The sequence below is a fragment of the Pedobacter punctiformis genome (assembly GCF_027213715.1).
GTDB lineage: Bacteria > Bacteroidota > Bacteroidia > Sphingobacteriales > Sphingobacteriaceae > Pedobacter > Pedobacter punctiformis.
The window spans coordinates 217,420-234,816 of the sequence record NZ_JAPWGM010000005.1; the positions used below are offsets into that span (position 1 = coordinate 217,420).

Annotated in this window: 16 protein-coding genes and 1 tRNA gene; 9 read left to right on the forward strand and 8 right to left on the reverse strand. The window is 35.8% G+C overall.

The window, feature by feature from the left end:
- The first annotated feature begins 216 nt into the window (after positions 1-216).
- The 4 genes from O0955_RS14885 (at position 217) to O0955_RS14900 (ending at position 5,243) form a co-directional block, all read left to right on the forward strand.
- Positions 217-552: a PadR family transcriptional regulator gene (locus tag O0955_RS14885; protein ID WP_131539178.1), complete on the forward strand. Its 336-nt coding sequence runs from the start codon at positions 217-219 to the stop codon at positions 550-552.
- A gap of 18 nt (positions 553-570) precedes the next feature.
- A complete protein-coding gene (locus tag O0955_RS14890; RefSeq protein ID WP_269428350.1) occupies positions 571-2,199 on the forward strand; it encodes a PspC domain-containing protein in 1,629 nt (542 codons plus the stop codon).
- 204 nt (positions 2,200-2,403) lie between these two features.
- Positions 2,404-4,854 carry an outer membrane beta-barrel family protein gene (locus O0955_RS14895; RefSeq protein ID WP_269428351.1) on the forward strand — a complete coding sequence of 817 codons (2,451 nt, stop codon included), beginning with the start codon at positions 2,404-2,406 and terminating at the stop codon, positions 4,852-4,854.
- A gap of 23 nt (positions 4,855-4,877) precedes the next feature.
- On the forward strand, positions 4,878-5,243 hold the full coding sequence (locus tag O0955_RS14900) for a hypothetical protein (RefSeq protein ID WP_269428352.1): 366 nt from the start codon (positions 4,878-4,880) through the stop codon (positions 5,241-5,243).
- A 108-nt stretch (positions 5,244-5,351) separates the two neighbouring features.
- Here O0955_RS14900 and O0955_RS14905 read toward each other — a convergent pair whose 3' ends face one another.
- On the reverse strand, positions 5,352-6,125 hold the full coding sequence (locus tag O0955_RS14905; protein ID WP_269428353.1) for a hypothetical protein: 774 nt from the start codon (positions 6,123-6,125) through the stop codon (positions 5,352-5,354).
- A 171-nt stretch (positions 6,126-6,296) separates the two neighbouring features.
- Between O0955_RS14905 and O0955_RS14910 the strand changes: the two genes are divergently transcribed.
- Positions 6,297-6,369, forward strand: a tRNA-Lys gene (locus O0955_RS14910).
- Positions 6,370-6,403: 34 nt separating this feature from the next.
- On the opposite strand, the gene O0955_RS14915 is transcribed toward O0955_RS14910, so the two are convergent.
- The 7 genes from O0955_RS14915 to O0955_RS14945 all read right to left on the reverse strand — a co-directional run bounded on the left by O0955_RS14915 (position 6,404) and on the right by O0955_RS14945 (position 11,951).
- Positions 6,404-7,597, reverse strand: a complete 1,194-nt coding sequence (locus O0955_RS14915; RefSeq protein WP_269428354.1) for an MFS transporter — start codon at positions 7,595-7,597, stop codon at positions 6,404-6,406.
- Between the two features lie 80 nt (positions 7,598-7,677).
- Positions 7,678-8,250 (reverse strand): Crp/Fnr family transcriptional regulator, encoded by a 573-nt coding sequence (locus tag O0955_RS14920; RefSeq protein ID WP_269428355.1) that lies wholly within the window; start codon positions 8,248-8,250, stop codon positions 7,678-7,680.
- A gap of 105 nt (positions 8,251-8,355) precedes the next feature.
- Positions 8,356-8,814 carry an SRPBCC domain-containing protein gene (locus O0955_RS14925; RefSeq protein ID WP_269428356.1) on the reverse strand — a complete coding sequence of 153 codons (459 nt, stop codon included), beginning with the start codon at positions 8,812-8,814 and terminating at the stop codon, positions 8,356-8,358.
- A gap of 234 nt (positions 8,815-9,048) precedes the next feature.
- Positions 9,049-9,612, reverse strand: coding sequence for a hypothetical protein (locus O0955_RS14930; protein ID WP_269428357.1), 564 nt, complete (start codon positions 9,610-9,612; stop codon positions 9,049-9,051).
- Between the two features lie 179 nt (positions 9,613-9,791).
- Positions 9,792-10,241: an NAD(+)--rifampin ADP-ribosyltransferase gene (gene arr / locus O0955_RS14935; RefSeq protein WP_269428358.1), complete on the reverse strand. Its 450-nt coding sequence runs from the start codon at positions 10,239-10,241 to the stop codon at positions 9,792-9,794.
- 138 nt (positions 10,242-10,379) lie between these two features.
- A complete protein-coding gene (locus O0955_RS14940) occupies positions 10,380-11,093 on the reverse strand; it encodes a DNA alkylation repair protein (protein ID WP_269428359.1) in 714 nt (237 codons plus the stop codon).
- Positions 11,094-11,321: 228 nt separating this feature from the next.
- Positions 11,322-11,951: an insulinase family protein gene (locus tag O0955_RS14945; protein WP_269428360.1), complete on the reverse strand. Its 630-nt coding sequence runs from the start codon at positions 11,949-11,951 to the stop codon at positions 11,322-11,324.
- A gap of 208 nt (positions 11,952-12,159) precedes the next feature.
- Between O0955_RS14945 and O0955_RS14950 the strand changes: the two genes are divergently transcribed.
- The 4 genes from O0955_RS14950 to O0955_RS14965 all read left to right on the forward strand — a co-directional run bounded on the left by O0955_RS14950 (position 12,160) and on the right by O0955_RS14965 (position 17,261).
- Entirely contained in the window at positions 12,160-12,855 is a 696-nt protein-coding gene (locus O0955_RS14950; protein WP_269428361.1) for a LytR/AlgR family response regulator transcription factor, read from the forward strand.
- Positions 12,856-12,872: 17 nt separating this feature from the next.
- Positions 12,873-13,265 (forward strand): hypothetical protein, encoded by a 393-nt coding sequence (locus tag O0955_RS14955; protein ID WP_269428362.1) that lies wholly within the window; start codon positions 12,873-12,875, stop codon positions 13,263-13,265.
- A gap of 227 nt (positions 13,266-13,492) precedes the next feature.
- Positions 13,493-14,161, forward strand: a complete 669-nt coding sequence (locus tag O0955_RS14960) for a GDSL-type esterase/lipase family protein (protein ID WP_269428363.1) — start codon at positions 13,493-13,495, stop codon at positions 14,159-14,161.
- Between the two features lie 187 nt (positions 14,162-14,348).
- Positions 14,349-17,261 (forward strand): ligand-binding sensor domain-containing protein, encoded by a 2,913-nt coding sequence (locus tag O0955_RS14965; protein ID WP_269428364.1) that lies wholly within the window; start codon positions 14,349-14,351, stop codon positions 17,259-17,261.
- Positions 17,262-17,397: the final 136 nt, after the last annotated feature.

Genomic DNA, 17,397 nt, shown 5'->3' on the forward strand with positions numbered 1-17,397 from the left:
GAAAATAAATTAGAATGCTGCAAAATTATTAAAATATATTAAATCTATAGTATTTATATATTATTAAAATTTTCAGATGTTTTTGGTCTAAATAGATAATAATGTAAAAATACATAAAAATTTATTAGTCTGATTATCAATGTATTAATATGATTTATGAATTTATTTTAGTACTATGTATTGCATAGTACATTATTAAACATATATCTTTGTATTATGATAGCAGAAAATACGCAAACACAAATGCGGAAGGGAATTCTGGAATATTGTGTTTTATCGATAATCTCCAGGGGAGAGATATACGCCTCAGATATAATTGCCGAATTGAGGTCGGCTAAACTTTTGGTGGTAGAGGGCACTTTGTACCCATTGCTAACCAGACTTAAAAATAATGGCCTGTTAGGTTATAACTGGGTAGAGTCTACCTCTGGTCCGCCAAGAAAATACTATACCCTTACCGAGGTTGGTAAGGATATTTTATCTCAACTGGATCAAACCTGGCAGGAGCTGGCCTATGCCGTGGGTATCTCACAAAAAGGAGCCAATTCATAAATTTTAACTCAATTAGAAATGGAAAAGACCATCATCATAAATATAGGCAATACCATCATTCACATAGAAGAGAGCGCCTATGAACTCTTAAAAGCATACTTGAACGAAGTAAAACAACATTTTGCCAATCATGCAGATGACCTGGAGATTGTAACTGATATCGAAAACAGGATTGTTGAATTGCTTACTGAACAGCTTGAAGAGCAGAAAAAACAAGTGGTAGATTTAGCGAATGTAAATTTTGTAATTGGTCAGATGGGCCGTGTGCAGGATTTTGATGCAGCTGAAGAAGGGGAAGAAGAGCCTGTAATTAATGCCAGTTATCAATATCAGGCAGAGAAAAAATTATACCGGGATATGGATGAGCGTGTTGTTGCCGGTGTTTGCGCAGGGATCGCTCATTACGTAAATGTAGAAGCCAAATGGATCAGACTGGCCGCTTTAATTACAATATGTTTCGTTGGTACCGGTATTTTAGTTTATGCTTTGTTATGGATCATCATGCCAAAAGCGAAGTCGAGATTAGAGAAAATGGAAATGAAAGGTGAGCCTGCTAATCTTCAGGGTTTCCAAAAAAACCTGGACGAAGAACTGGAAGCTGTTAAAGATCGTTTAAAAGAAGTTAATGCACACGCACAACCCATTTTTGCCCGTTTCGGTATCGTAATCGGCGAGTTTTTCGAATGGCTTGGTCGTTTTATATCTGGTACAGGAAAAGTAATTTTTAAAGTAATCGCCGGTTTTATTGTGGTGTTTGGGGTATTGTTTTTACTTTTCTTAATTATAGCGGCAGCTGCGTTTTTAGGCTTTTATGATGGTAATGCCTATGATTATTTCCCTTTATCAATTATCAATTACGGCTATAGGGATACGTTACTCTTATCGGCCTTTATCGTATTTTTTGTGCCAATTTTAGCCCTGGTTTTATTTTCTATCCGGGTGGCCTTTAACAAACAAGCCATTAATAAAACCCTTTCTTTTGCGCTGTTAATTATCTGGCTGGCCGGAGTTGCAACTGCAGGATATTATGTAGCAAAAATTTCTTCAGAATTTAAAGAGCATGCAGAAATTACCCAAACAACGGATTTAAAAACATTACCCGTTTATGCTATTGATATCGATAAAAGTATGATGTTTAGCGCAGAAGATAGCGTATCCTTCCACATTGGTCCTGATTCTTTTAAGAACAGAAAAGTAATCGATAATCCGGAAGATAACCCATTCAGAGCACCTCAAAACATACGAATTGATGTTGAAAAGAGTGAAAGCGGAAAAACAAGTTTAGTACAAACGTATACTTCGCAGGGGAAAACGTTTAAAATTGCCTTGCAAAATGCGCAGAATATTGCATACAGCTACTCGGTTAATGACAGCGTTTTAATGTTTAGTCCCAGATTACAGCTTAAAAAAGGGATAAACTGGAGAGCGCAGGAAGTTACTTTAACTTTAAAAATACCTGTAGGTACACAATTGGTTTTAAAACAGGATGCTTACCGTTATGTGAATAATTTTTATGGGTGGAGTTGCAATGACAACCCAAATAACAGCGATGATTTTAGCACCTGGATTATGACAACAGATGGATTAAAATGTAAATACGAAGTTGATCACCCTAAACCGGTTGAAGAAGATCAGCAAAATAATTAAAAAGTACCTGTAACCTTAATTTGAAAACCAACGTCGAAGTAAGCAAGTAATTTATAGAGTTGACCCACAAAGTTTAAACGAAATACTTAAATAATTAATCAAACAGGAGGGTGTATCATCTAATGTAATTTCTCCCCCAAGGCTGCCATAGGCTTAAGGATGACAAAACCATATTTATGATACATCTTCTAAAAATAATATAAGATGAAAACTTTCTTTACGTTAATTGCATGCCTTTTGGTGTGTGGGACTTCTTTTGCCCAAAAAATCAGTAAACTTTCAGGTAAAGTTGTGGATGAAAAGAACCAAATGGTACCATTTGCTATTGTCAGGTTATTAAACTTTCCGGATACAAGCGTTGTAAAAAGTGTATCTACCAATCCGGACGGAGAATTTGTAATCGATCAGGTGAAAAATGGAGATTATGTGATTAATGTTTCTATTGTGGGCTTTAAGACAAAAAAAACAGCTAAGCTAACAGTTACTGGAGATTTAAATATTCCTGCAATCGGAATTGAAAGCACAACCAAACAATTAAAGGAAGTAAGTGTGCAGGGTAAAAAGCCATTTATTGAGCACCAGATTGATAAAACGGTTTTAAATGTAGAGAACAGTATTGTATCGACAGGAGGAAGTGCACTGGAAGTACTGGAAAAAGCACCCGGTGTACAAATTGACCGTCAGAGTGACCAAATTAAGCTGAACAATAAATCGGGTGTTTTGGTGATGATAGATGGTAAAACAAACTTCCTTTCGGGAGCAGATGTAACCACTTTGCTGAGCAATATGAGCAGTGACCAAATCTCCACGATTGAGCTCATTACCAACCCATCCTCTAAATACGATGCAGCGGGTAATGCAGGGATTATCAATATTAAGTTGAGAAGAAACAAGGCTTACGGAACAAACGGAAGTGTAACCGGAAATCTTGGGCGTGGAATTATACCTGATGCACCGAGCGATTTATATCGTGGCGGTGTAAGTCTGAATCTAAACCACAGACAAGGCAAATGGAATGTATATGGAAACGGAAGCTTTAGCAGAAAGGTAAACTTTAACAATACATTTTTAACCCGTACTACCGAGTCTGATGGTTTGGCAAGTGTATTAACCCAAAATTTTGACCGCCAAAATACCGGGGTAGGTTACCAGGGTAAAATCGGTACCGATTATTATGCATCAGAAAAAACGGTTTTTGGAGTAATGATAGATGCCAATACAGTAAGTTCTAAACTGAGTAACCTAAGTAATACCGATATCAATGAAATGAAAAATGGTATAGCAAGTTCCAGTTCCATTATCCAAAATGCAAATTCGGAGTTTCCCTTTAATAACTTAACCGCCAACTTTAACATTAAGCATGATTACAATAAGGATGGCAAGAGCATTACCTTCGATGCCGATTATTCAGGATTTGGGAATAAAAAAGATGAAAACTTTTTAGCCAATTATTTAGATGCTGATGGTACACCGACAAAAAATACGACCTTAAAAAATGCAACAGACGCTAAGATTAATGTGTATGCAGCGAAAACAGATTTAACATTGCCGCTTTCTAAAACAATGAAAATTGAAGCAGGTTTAAAAAGCAGCTATGTAGTGACCAAAAATGATTTTATTTCAGAGGAGTTTGTTTCTGGCGCCTGGCAGAATGATTTAGGCAAATCAAATTACTTTGTTTACAAAGAAAACATCAATGCGGCTTATACCAACTTTGCAAAAGAATGGGACAAATGGCAGATACAAATAGGTTTGAGAGCAGAACATACCAGCTCCAAAGGAAATTCGGTAACCGATAATAAAGAAGTTAAACGAAGTTATCTTTCTCTTTTCCCAACCGTATTTATTAATCAAAAGTTAAATAAAGACAACAATATCCGCTATTCTTACAGCAGAAGGGTAGACAGACCAAACTATCAGCAATTAAACCCATTTGTTTTCTATATGGATCCTTTAGCCGTAGATCAGGGAAATCCTTATTTGAAACCTCAGTTTACCGATAACTTTGAAATTGGGTACACCTATAAACAAGCTTCATTTACTTTGAATTATTCGGATACACGCGACATGATTACGCAAATTAGTAAGCAAGATGATGCAACCCGGGTAATTAGTGTAATCCGTGAGAATTTAGGAAGATCACAAAACTTCTCTGCAAGCGTGTATGTACCTGTTAGAGTGTTTAGCTGGTGGAATTTACAAAACAGTGCAAGTTTGTATTATAGTAAATTTAAAGATGGGAATTTAGAAGGAGCAGCCTACAGTGCAAATAAGGCTGCGGTAAATTTATATACCTCAAGCTCTTTTACTTTGCCTAAAAACTTTAGTTTGGAAATTAATTTCTGGTTTAACTCACCAAGAGTTTCAGGTGTGGAGCAAACTACTATTCCTCAGTATGCTTTAAATGCAGGGATACAAAAAACAATGCTGAACAAAAAACTTAAATTCAGGTTAAATATGGACGATATTTTGTTGACCAACCATTGGGAAGGTAAACTGGCCTATCAAAACATTAACATGACAGTGGTTAATCACTACATTAGCAGAAGAGCTTATATTAGCATTACTTACGCTTTTGGAAACCAGAATGTCAAATCAGAAAGAACAAGAAATACCGCTACTGATGATATTAAAGGCAGAGCAGGAAGTAACTAATAATTAATTATAAATATAAAGACATGAAATATCTAATCTACATCATTTCAATACTACTATTTACAATGGGGTATGGTTGTAAAAATCGAAACAACAACTTAAATATCACCATTACAGATACCAACGATTCCTATAATTTTAAAGCGGCATATCCGGAAAATAAAACGGAAATACTGGAAAAATACCTGGACTCTGCACTAAATAACAAATTGGATTTGGATAGTGACCTGGATTTAATTGTAGCTATAAAAAACGGAGAGAAAATTAATCTGAAAGCATCCAGTGGCAAACTCGAAATTAATTTCAATAAATCAGGAAGTACCGCTACCGGTTATATGCAGGTAAAGAGAATTGCCGAAGAGGCTAACAAACTTTTAACAAAAGAATAGTTAATGTTTAATGATTAAAAAAGGGCGCTATTTAGCGCCCTTTTTTATTGAAGCTGAATTTTACTTCGTAGACATTGAGTTCATTAATCTGCACAGTTCTGATTCCATTTAAAATTTAATCAGAAGCTTTTCTGCAATCCGTTTATCGTTTTGGTAGTATTCGAAAAACCAATCCCCATTTTTCTTCAAAACAATACCATTGGCCGTTCCATTGCTGGCAATAAAATATTCAGCTGCCGAAGTTTTAAAAAGAGTTAAAACTATTTTAGGTGCTGTATTTATTAATTGATACCCGTTGGCGATGGGTTGTGCATAAAGTGTACCATCAGGTTGTTTGGCTTCAGCAACCGGAGTTTGTGCAACCGCTGTTGTTGCTACAAGAGGAGTTATTTGAGCAGATTGTGCTGCCACAGGTGCAGGTGCTGTGTTGGTTTGTTCATTTGCAATGGTCGTTCCATTATAAGCATATTGTACTTCATTTAAGGAAGTAAAAGCATCCCTCAAAGCCAGGTTATAAGAAATTTTATACTCTTTCTCTCTGCTTTTTCCTTCTTTGCTTTTAAACAGAATGTTACCCTTACAATCTTTTAGTAAAAAGGTTACATTAGTGGTAAACATTGAGTTTTTTTCCAGTAAATCAGCGATCAGTGCGCTGCACTTATTGTTGGCAATTTCTGTAGGTAAATCTGCATTATCATAATAAACTTTAAAACCTTTCTCTTCTAAAAAGAGTTTGGTCAGGCTGTTTAAATCATACTGATTACTCTGTTTTAGAAAGCTAAATTTTTCAGGTACAATAACATATTTGTAATTGTTAATCGTGTTTTGCGCAAAGCCCGTAACCGAAGCTAATAACAAGCATATAAACAGGTATCTTTTCATATTAAGCAAATTTATGATCGGTTCTGGTTGCATGTTTTGTTTCCGGATGCAACTCAGGTATAAATATAGTTTTATGCTTATAACTTAGCAAGAACTGAATAAAATAAGCTTAAAATCAAGACATTATAAATGATATATATCCCGGAGTTTAATATTATATTTGTTTATAACGACTTCGTAGCTCAGTTGGTAGAGCAAATGACTCTTAATCATTGGGTCCAGGGTTCGAATCCCTGCGGGGTCACAGAAAGTGGCAATGTCTTATTATGGTCATGCCCTTATTCTTCAGTGCTTTTGTCTCGCTGCCAATTTAATACACCCAATCCCAAAGCAACAATTACAAAAAATCCACCTATCCATGGTGTCGCTTGTAATGTGAGCGTACTGTCTGCCACCAGGCCACCTATGAACGAGCCCGAAGCCGCTCCAATGTTGAATGCTGAAACGTTCAATGCAGAGGCAATTCCCCCGCTTCCTGGAAATTTGCGTTCCGAAAGCTTCACAACCAATAATTGTAATGCAGGAACATTGCTGTAAGCAAAAAAACCAAATAGCAATAAAGTAATAATGACTATAGGTTTGCTGGTCAGCACAAAGGATAAGATAAACAACATGATGGCATGGAAAAGAAAAAGGTAAACCAATGTTTTTGAAGGTTTTCGGTTAGATATGCGCCCTCCCGTAATATTTCCTAATGCTACACCCACTCCAAAAATCAACAGAATAAAATTAATCGTGTCTAAAGAAAATCCGGTGATGTTTTTCAATACAGGTGATAGATAAGTAAATAACACAAAAGTGCCTGTATAAGCGAAGATGTTGGACAAAAGAACCATTAAAACCGAACTGTTTTTAAGTACTTTAGGTAGGTCTTTCAGCTTTAGGGTTTCAGTGGGTTTTGCTTGCTTCCCAAGCGAAAAACCCAGGATAAGTAAACCCAAAATTCCCCAGATTACAACGGCTAAAAAAGTCATTTTCCAACCATAATGCGAACCAATATAAGTGCCCAATGGCACTCCGATAACGGTTGAAATCATCAACCCAGCAAATACTAACGAAATAGCGGTTGCCCTTTTGTTTTCCGTTACCATATTGCTGGCAATGATTACCGCATAGGCAAAAAATACACCATGAGTTGTTCCTGTGATTACCCTGCTCAATTGCAGGAGAATAATATTGTTGGCAAAAAAGGCGATTGTGTTCCCGATTATAAAAACGGCAATCGTTAGATGCAATAATTTTTTACGTTCTATTTTTCCTGTCAATACTGTAAAAACAGGCCCGCCAATAGCTACGCCCAAAGCGTACAGCGTGACTAATAAACCTGCCGATGAAATAGAAATGGATAAATCGTTTGCAATGGTCGGCAATAAACCTACGATTACAAACTCCGTCGTTCCGATACCAAATGCACAAAAAGTTAATGCCCAAATGGCGAATGGAATTTTTGCTGATGTTACTTGTCCTCTCATTGTCTAAATTTTATCAGCAAAATTCTTACAATGGAAAAGGAAGACAAAGGACAATTATCACAAAATGAGCGTGAGAAATATCACGCGTGTTGAGAAGTCAACCTGCTTAATGTTTCTCTTGTAATACCTAAATAAGAAGCAATCAGACTTTTGGGTACACGTTGCAGTAAATCGGGATATTGTTGCATCAGGTATTCATAACGCTGTTTTGCATGATCGCTGATGAGCGACAAAATTCGTTTTTGAGCAGCCACATAGCCTGATGTAGTTTTCTTACGGAAGAAATATTCCATTTTTCGCATTTCAGAACAGAGTTTTTCCCTGTTTTCTAAAGAAATGTAAAGTGTTTCGCTGTCTTCCAAACAGTCCACGTTTAAGATGGCCTTTGTTTGATTATGATAAGCTTGTGGGTCGGAAATCCACCAATTTTCAGCTGCAAAAAGTACAATATGAGATTTCCCTTTATGGTTAATATGCCAGGATTTCAATAAACCGCTTAACACGAAATAGTCGTACTTCACATAATCACCATTCTGAATAACATATTGGTTTTTTAGAAATTTTCTGTACACAAAGTGTGATAAGACGTATTCAAACTCTTCGTCCGTCAATTTGATAATTTCTTCTATATGCCGCCTTAATTTTTCACTCATTTCCTTCGTTCACCGGTGGTTGTGTTAAGGTCTATGTAAGTCATAGTTGTAGATTATTTGTTTGTTGTGTTTATTTCTTTGTATTTTAAGATATTCCTGAAATTGTTATTTTTCACAAAGTTCTTTCAACTTGTCCAGTGCTTTTGGATAGGTATCGTTCATATAGCCTAAAAAATCTTCAGTGGTGTCTAAGTCAACAATAACGGTTGTGGCCCCATTGTTTTCTTCGAAGGTATAGTTTTCAAATCCGTTTGCCCATTTTTCTACTTCTGGTCCTTCTGTAATTTCCTGGTCAGCTTTTAAAAGACCATAATGTTGAATGGAAACAAACTGGTTAGGAATGTTTTCAACTATCCTGGAAACCATACCTCCCTTTTCTCCTTTCTCATCAACTCCAATAAATAGAATTTTATTTCCCTTATCCCAGCTTCCTTCATAGGTAGATGTCGGGTTAAACGAAGAAGTCCATTGCTCATAAGTTGATTTACTGTTAGTGCCAAGCATAAAATCATATACCTTGCTCACAGGCGCATTGATGCTTGCTTTGAATTGTAATTTTTTCATAATATTAATATTTGTTTAAATTAATCTTTCAAGTTATTATTTTCCGTCATACTTAGCAGCTCATTAACATAGCCTGTAATGTTTTGGGGCTTTGTGTTTGGCTGGGCAATTGAAGCAATACTTGTCCCGATTTCCTTCGGAAAAGTCAAATTTATTATTAAAATTCAATTGCAAAACTGCTCTTGAATTTTGCAATCAGCCCGTTGGCTTAAAACTCCTGTTACCTGTTGTGGTTTATTTGTTCATTGAATATTCTTTTAACAGCGTTGTTAATCGCCTTTCATTCGCGTAAATATCTTTCAGGTATTCTGTCGGATGTTTTTGGCTTACCCACTTTTCAAATTTTTTAGTTTTCTGTTTTAATTGCGTCAAATAAAGTTGATAATTTCCAGTGGTATCTATCAACATATGTTCGATCATATTTTTATGATTCGTCAAAATTTTAATTTTCCATTTTGGATAAGTAATTTTTAGATATTTCAAATAATTACTTTGGTCCTGGACATTATATTCAGTTTCGTATTTGTTTTCAGCTCTTTTTAAGATTTTATACTTTCCATTGAATACTTTTGACTGGGGGACATAATTTTCTAAAAATGATTTTTTGTCATTTATATATTTTGTATAGGTTCTTTGCAGCTCAAAATTGTCAGCAACTATAACCCGCAAACTATCAATCTGATAATTATTAAGAAAGTTTAAAAACCTGTCAGCGGGAGTAGGTTTCGGATTTTGTCCCCAGGAAACAAAAAAGATAAATCCGAAAATTAAAGTTAATATAGTCGAGTGCTTTGTCATACAGAATGTTTAATTAGTATAGCAGGTAACACTCAAATATACACAACATATTTATTGAAATTTAGTAGAACAAAGAGCTGTTATGATAATTAGTTATTTGCTCTATTTCAATATCAAACCATTTGAAATGGTTATCTTTTTGGTTACCCATGAGAACGGAAATTTCGGAATCGGTTAATTTATTCGTCATTTAATGAATTGATACCTTGTTCTTTAAGTCGTTCAAGATGAGCAGTCATCGCTTTAACTTGCGCCGTTGGGTGTCCTTGCCAAATTGTAATTTCTCCTACAACTCTAAATGGATGGATGGAACGATATGATTTTGTCGGATTACCGGGGAATTTTTTATCTGTTAAATCAGGATCATCTTCAAGGACTCCGGTTGGTTCTACCAGATAAATTCTCTCCCGCCCTTCGCCAAAGGCAAGTTCAGCACCCCATATCGCAGCGTCAAGTGTTGCAGACAGGAAAATGTACTTTGCATTTTTGTTTAAACCATAGTTAGAGTTGAAACCAACTTGAATTAAGTCACCTATTTTTAAGTCCGCCTTGGTTCCGTGAAAATAAGTTTGGGCGAAAGGTGTTGAACCAGGGCCACTTAACGGCTGTTCATTTTTGTTTTCTTCCATTGTCAAAAAATCTACGTGGTTTGTTTGTGGTATTACTGCTGTTCAGTAGAATTACAACGTTTAGTTTAGTACTTTCTTTCATAGGTATAAAAGAGAACTATTTTGTGAAAGATACATCAACATTGAATATTTCTGTGGCTATTTCAATTGGCTAGCTTTTTTATAAAGGTCTTTTTGTTTCTGATCCAATTTTTCAATCGCATAACGCAGGGTTACTTTTGGCATAGTTGAGGCATATTGGTCTAAAAAGTTTAAAAGTTTCTGTTTGTCCCGTTTCCCTGCTTCGCGAATCCAGCTCCCAACAGCCTTTTGGATAAGGTCGTGTTGGTCGTTTACTAATATTTCTGCTATTTTAAAGGTATCCTCTAAATCGTTCTCCCGGATAAAAAAATAAGTAGCAACAATTGCTGTCCGGCGCTCCCAAACATTTTTTGATTTGGCAAGTTGGTAAAGCAGGGTTCTTGATTTATCAAATAAATAACCACCAACTACAAAGGGTGCACTGCGATCAACCAGGTCCCAGTTATTGATGCAGCTGTGTTTTGAAATGTATAAATCGAACAATTCCTTTTTCCGCTCCGCCGTGTTTTTTTTATCTCTTGCCTGAAAGTCCATAATACTTACTGCAGCCATTCTTGCCTCATAATAATCACTTTCCAGAAGTTTTTCAATTTCGTTCAGGGGCATTTGCATAAATTGTTTTGCTAGTGCAAATATGTTGGACATACGAACACCAAAGAACTTACTTTCCATGCCTTCATACCTGAAAAACCGTTGAACATTTTCAAGTTCAGCCTTCGTTTGAAAAGCTGAAAGTTCAGTAAGAAATTGTTTTGCCGTTAATACTTTCATCTTAATGTTTATTGTTCTTGCCCAAAAATTAAGAAGCTTTATGTTATTTATCAAATGATCTTACGCGGGAAGCAACTAATATAATGATTCTACTTTTTAATAATTTGAAAACAGGTAGATTTTGTAAGGCAAAAATGGACTTAAACGCCTGAAAAATATCAAAATCCTGTAAACGCAAAAAAACCTTTCCGGCCGGAAAGGTTTTACTTATATGGAATAGACAATTTTTTATTCAGCGATTTCTAAAACCTGATCTTTTTGTATTTTTTTGTTCCAGTTTCCGAAAGCTTTTTTAACTGATGTTTTAGCTTCGTCTGTGTGTACATCACCTGCTACTGTAAGGTAAAAATTAGATGGAGTAATTTGATTATAAAAATCGGTTACATCAGCTAGTGAAAGCGCCATAATAGAATTTTCGTTTACGGTTTGATCGTAATCATAATCCTGTGCTTTTAAGCTTAACATTAATTTTGCTTTTGCAGTGTTAAAAGTGTTTTGGCTAAAGCTTATATTTTGAATGGCAGCGGCCATATTTTGCAATTCTTCATCAAAATTTGCAGTGATTGTAGAGATATTACCTGTACGGTCTTTAAAGCTGATGTTGTTGTTTTTGCCTGTGCCTTCACCAATCATCGTCATTAATAATTCTATAACGCCATCTTTTCTGTTTTTAAGATTACGGGTATCTAAAGTGAAATTAGAAAATGCTTTAGCAGATTGATTGTTTTCTGAAATAATAATATTCATTCCGTTTTTTAGCTTGTAGCTAACCGGTTCTTTGAAAGAAATCTGTGCCTGACTTGAGTAAACAGATAAAATGATAATTGTAGTAAATAAAATTTTTTTAAGGATGCTCATAACTTTTTTATTTTTTGTAATTGTTGAACAAATGTAGCGCTGGCCCAATTCCTGGCCTATAAACTATCGGTAGAAAGGCAAAAATGGGAGTCGAACAGACCGATTGAAACTTTGAAATTTTAACATGTTCATTTTATTCATTTGCAGTCGGCTATATTTTTAAAGTGTTGATATACTTAAATTTATAACGATCAAATCCTCCCTGTAAATGAATTGCCTGATTGTTGATGACAACAAAATAGCGCTTAGTGCACTAAAACATTTAGTAGATATGGAGGAATCCCTGACGCTTGTTGGTGAATGCCTCAATGCAACAGAGGCCTATCAGAAAATTGCCAATAACAAAATAGACTTATTATTACTGGATGTAGAAATGCCTGGCATTACAGGTTTGGAACTCGTTGATGGACTGGGGCAAATAAAACCTCTGATTATTTTTATCAGTTCAAAAAAGGATTACGCCGCAGATGCCTTTGATTTAAACGTTGTTGACTTTATTTTAAAGCCGGTAACACCCGCCCGTTTTTTAAAGGCTATTGTTAAAGCCCGTGAAATATACAAGAGCAGAAATTTATTTATAGAGAACAAAAAGGACGAATTTATTTTCATCCGCGATGCCGGAGTAATCAGAAGATTAAAGCTGAGTGACATTTGTTACCTCGAAGCGAAGGGCGACTATGTGAAAATATACGATACGGATAAAATTTATACCATTCATTCCTCTTTAAAATCCGTTGAAGATAAACTTACACCCGATTTGTTTTCAAGAGTACACCGGTCGTTTATTATTAATGTGAGTAAAATTGATACCATTGAAGGCGGCACTTTAATTATAAATAAAAGCTTTGTACCTGTCTCAGACGCCTATAAATCGGCACTAAATAAAAGAATGCAAATTCTATAAATAACATACTATCTGCAATGACTACTAAATCTGACCTGTTAAAACAAAAATCTGCTATAAATTTTACTCATAATTTTAGGATAATCAACCTCGATTACCTGATGGAACTTAGCATGGGAGACGTTAAGTTTCAAAAAGAACTAACCAATCAATTTATAGAACTCTCTATTTCAGAGACTGATCAGTTGAATTTATATTTCGAAACTGCAGAATACCATAAAATCCAACCGCTGGCCCACAGCATGTTATCTACCATTTATATTATGGGGCTGGGACCGAAACTTGAATCTCACCTTCAGGAACTTAAAGATTACAGTCAACCCGACCAGCTTAAACGGCATATAAACATAATAAGCGATGTTTGCAGAGAAGCCCGGGTGGAGGCGGAGATTTTCCTGGAAACTTTATAAAGAACTGCGGATTGCATTAAAATAAATGTTATTTTTTATTTAACAGTCCCTTACTGGATGACGGTTGTTGACAATGCTGCATCACAACATCATTATTTTTATATTCAATTTAAAATCTATCCGTTCGGTTTTAAGTATAACAAGCTTGTGATAAACGATAAGTATCAATGTCTGGCTAATCAGAATTTGTACCTTTGAAGTTTAAATAATTTTTATTTACAATGAGCATGAGAAAATACTTTATAGCCCTTAGCCTGACTTATTTCGTTTGTATTTCGGCCATTGCACAGCAAAAACCAGCTTACTGGGACGATGTACAAGCCATTAAACATTTTGATGCCATGTATAAGGCACCGGTTAATCCGGTTTTATTTGTAGGCAGCTCATCCATTAGAAAATGGGACGATTTAACTCAGGTATTTGCAAAATATAATGGTTTAAACCGCGGTATTGGCGGGGCGGTAATTAACGACATTACTTTTTACCTGAATGATATCGTTTTTCCGTATAATCCCAAACAAATTGTATTGTATGTCGGAGAAAATGACTTGCCTGATGCTAAAGTGACTCCGGATACGGTTTTAAACAGAACAATTAATCTATATAAATCAATCAGGGCAAAATTACCAAACACGCCTATTGTTTATATTTCTATAAAACCCAGCCCAAGTCGTGATAAATTCAGAGAGAAAGCCATTGCCTCAAATCAGTTAATCCAAAAGTTTCTGGCAGGAGAGCAAAATGTAGTGTTTGTAGATATTTATAAACCCATGCTTACAAAAACAGGGCAGTTAAGACCTGAATTATTTTTAGAAGATATGTTGCACATGAATCCAGCGGGTTATGCCATTTGGAGAAAAGCCATAGAACGAAAACTGATAAAAAACCAGGAGTAAATCAGCAGGATTAAACGGGTTCAAATTTTCTTTCCGTACAGGCCAACTTATAGCATTGAGCGTTTATCCGCTTCTAAATTTTTTTAAGCTAAAAAGGGAAACGGGGGCATCATTAATACAAAATGACAGGCCTACACAAGAATTAAAATTATATATTTATTATTGCAAAAATCCTCCCTGGCTAATCATGAAAAAAAGTATACTTATTGCATTTATCTTTTTGATGAATTTTAAATCCCATGCACAGGATTTACTCGGAATTCCTCAAATTGTAAATTACAATAACGAGCACTATCTGGGGGGAATTCAAAACTGGGATGTTAAGCAGGATAAGCAAGGCATCTTATATTTTGGAAACAATGAAGGCTTATTAACTTTTAACGGGCGCTACTGGAACCTGCATCGTTTGCCCAATTATACATCCGTAAGATCTATTGGAATAGATTCTAAAAATAAAATTTATGTTGGTGGACAGGATGAAATAGGTTATTTTTTCCCTGATGCATGGGGGATTTTAAGATACACTTCATTATTATCCCTGCTACCCGAAACCCAACGTAAATTTGCTGATATCTGGGATATTGCTATTGTTAACGATGAAGTTTTTTTCCGTTCTACCAATGTTGTTCTTCATTATAAAGACGGTGCAATTAAAGGCTACAAACCCGGTGCAACCTGGCTCTACCTCGGTGCCGTGAATAAACAAGTAATGGCACAATCTAAGGATGCGGGTATCATGATTTACGACAAAGAAGTTTGGAAACCCTATTGTACCGATACCGTTTTAAAGTATGCGTCTGTGAGCTCAATTATGCCTTATGGCAAGGATACTTTACTGGTTTCTACTTTAAAAAAGGGTTTTTTTACCATACACAATAATCACCTTACACCATTACGTACTCAACTGGATGCCGTGTTTATTAACGACCGGATATTTTTTGCCAGTCAGATTAATAGTAACCTTTACGCAGTGGGCACAACATCAGGTGGCGTATACATTATGAATAAAAAGGGCCAGCTGGTACAGAAATACAATTACCGGGAGGGTTTGCAAAACAATAATGTAAGGGGCATACTTTTAGATCAGGACAAAAATATGTGGCTGGCGCTGGATGATGGGATCGCTTATGTAGCCATTAACAGTGCCATTAAAAATATTTATCCAGACAGGAACAAACAAATAACGAGTTACGCTTTCCACAAGTTTAACCAATCTTTATACATTGGTACTTCCAACGGTTTGTACCGTACACCCGTTAACGCTGTTTCACAGGATTTAAGTTATTCAACATCGAACTTTGAAGAGGTTAAAAATACAAAGGGACAGGTTTGGGGCCTGGATGAAATTAATAACCAGTTGTTGATGGCGCATGAAGAAGGTACTTCTTTAATTCAGGGTAATGTGGCAAAACCTTTATATACACTTCCGGGAACCTGGATGTTTCAGCCGCTGCAAAATGTTTTTCCTGCAACAGATGTTTTAGCGGGAACCTATGTGGGCCTGCAAAAATTAAATTATTTAAACGGTACATTTACCAACGGCGGTAAAATAGAAGGAATTACAGAAACCCTGCGTTTTATCGTTGTCGATAATAACGATAACATATGGGCCTCGCATCCATATCATGGCGTTTACAAAATTGAATTAAGTGCAGATCATAAAAAAATACTCCGCACCAGGATGTTCACTCCAAAAGAAGGTTTGCCCTCTAAATTATACAATTATGTGTATCGTGTTAAAAACAGGGTCGTTATTGCCACAGTAGATGGTGTTTATGAATATGATACCGATCACCAAAAATTTATACGGTTAAAATTACTTAATAATGCCCTTAACGGAATTTCTATTCAATATTTAAAGGAGGATAACGAAGGGAATATCTGGTTTGTAACCAATAAAAAGGTTGGGATTGTAGATTTTAGCAAACCTTCAGGCTCCAATCCTTTTAGCATATTTTACCTGCCCGAGCTGGATGGAAAAGTAGTGGGTGGATTTGAATCTATTTATGCGCTGGATAAAAAAAATATCTTTATTGGCGCAAATAAAGGTGCTTACCACATCAATTACGATAAATACATTGATAACATTACCAAGCCAGTTGTACTTTTAGGTGCTGTAAAATTGCTGGCCACAGACAGTAATATTTTTGGAGGTTATTTTGTCCAAAAAGGCAATATTGCAGACAAACAGGATATGACTCAAATCCTTCAACTTAAAAATGCTTTAAATTCTGTTCATTTCGAATTTTCATCAACCCTTTTTGAGCATGAAAAAAATATTAGTTTTAGTTATCAGCTCGTAGGTTTTGATGTGCAGTGGTCGGCATGGAATGTAAAAAGCGAAAAGGATTATACCAATTTACCCGCAGGTAAATATACCTTTAATATAAAAGGACGAACCGATGCCGGGAACGAATCGGCGGTGGTTAGTTATACTTTTGAAGTTTTACCCGCCTGGTATAATTCTATCTGGATGAAAATACTTTACCTGGCCTTACTGGTTTTATTGGTTAGGTTAATAATCCGCTGGCAAAAAAACAAACACCTTAAAGAGCAGGAAAGAATGGGTTATCTGCATCAGCTGGAACTGGATCGTACGGAAAAGGAAATTGTACGCCTTAAAAACGAAAAACTGGAAGCTGATGTAAATTATAAAAACAAAGAATTATCCACCATGACCATGCACCTGGTGCAAAGAGGTAAGGTGCTGGCCAAAATCAAGGAAGTTATATCGTCTGTAATTAAGAGTCAGGATCTTTCAGAAAGTTCTCCAAATTTCAGGCACCTGATTCGTTTAATCCGTGAGGTAGAAAAGAAAGATCAGGAGCTGGACCATTTAAGCGTACACTTTAACCATGTAAATGCTGAGTTTTTTAATAAGCTTAAAGATCTTTATCCCGACCTGAGCCAGAATGATCTGAAGTTTTGTGCTTACCTGTCTATGAACCTTTCCTCAAAAGAAATGGCACAACTGATGAATGTAACCATTAAAGCCGTTGAAGTTGGAAGATATCGCCTGAGAAAGAAACTTCAGCTTAAACCGGAGGTTAATCTTTACGAGTTTTTAATCGAGATCGCAAGGCAAAAAGGCAGTCAATAATGCTTTTTAATGGTTTTAATTTAATTAATTTATTTTCAGTTTGTTACGTTGTTTTTGTAGTGCTTATGTAGGTGTAAAATGCGGCTTTTTTTGGCATAAAACGGCGTTTGTATGGCTGGTGTAGTGGGCTCAATTT

Bases quoted from the DNA above. Each gene is read 5' to 3' on its own strand.
- O0955_RS14885 (WP_131539178.1), top strand. From the start codon at position 217: ATGATAGCAGAAAATACGCAAACACAAATGCGGAAGGGAATTCTGGAA.
- O0955_RS14890 (WP_269428350.1), top strand. From the start codon at position 571: ATGGAAAAGACCATCATCATAAATATAGGCAATACCATCATTCACATA.
- O0955_RS14895 (WP_269428351.1), top strand. From the start codon at position 2,404: ATGAAAACTTTCTTTACGTTAATTGCATGCCTTTTGGTGTGTGGGACT.
- O0955_RS14900 (WP_269428352.1), top strand. From the start codon at position 4,878: ATGAAATATCTAATCTACATCATTTCAATACTACTATTTACAATGGGG.
- O0955_RS14905 (WP_269428353.1), bottom strand. From the start codon at position 6,125: ATGAAAAGATACCTGTTTATATGCTTGTTATTAGCTTCGGTTACGGGC.
- O0955_RS14915 (WP_269428354.1), bottom strand. From the start codon at position 7,597: ATGAGAGGACAAGTAACATCAGCAAAAATTCCATTCGCCATTTGGGCA.
- O0955_RS14920 (WP_269428355.1), bottom strand. From the start codon at position 8,250: ATGAGTGAAAAATTAAGGCGGCATATAGAAGAAATTATCAAATTGACG.
- O0955_RS14925 (WP_269428356.1), bottom strand. From the start codon at position 8,814: ATGAAAAAATTACAATTCAAAGCAAGCATCAATGCGCCTGTGAGCAAG.
- O0955_RS14930 (WP_269428357.1), bottom strand. From the start codon at position 9,612: ATGACAAAGCACTCGACTATATTAACTTTAATTTTCGGATTTATCTTT.
- arr (WP_269428358.1), bottom strand. From the start codon at position 10,241: ATGGAAGAAAACAAAAATGAACAGCCGTTAAGTGGCCCTGGTTCAACA.
- O0955_RS14940 (WP_269428359.1), bottom strand. From the start codon at position 11,093: ATGAAAGTATTAACGGCAAAACAATTTCTTACTGAACTTTCAGCTTTT.
- O0955_RS14945 (WP_269428360.1), bottom strand. From the start codon at position 11,951: ATGAGCATCCTTAAAAAAATTTTATTTACTACAATTATCATTTTATCT.
- O0955_RS14950 (WP_269428361.1), top strand. From the start codon at position 12,160: ATGAATTGCCTGATTGTTGATGACAACAAAATAGCGCTTAGTGCACTA.
- O0955_RS14955 (WP_269428362.1), top strand. From the start codon at position 12,873: ATGACTACTAAATCTGACCTGTTAAAACAAAAATCTGCTATAAATTTT.
- O0955_RS14960 (WP_269428363.1), top strand. From the start codon at position 13,493: ATGAGAAAATACTTTATAGCCCTTAGCCTGACTTATTTCGTTTGTATT.
- O0955_RS14965 (WP_269428364.1), top strand. From the start codon at position 14,349: ATGAAAAAAAGTATACTTATTGCATTTATCTTTTTGATGAATTTTAAA.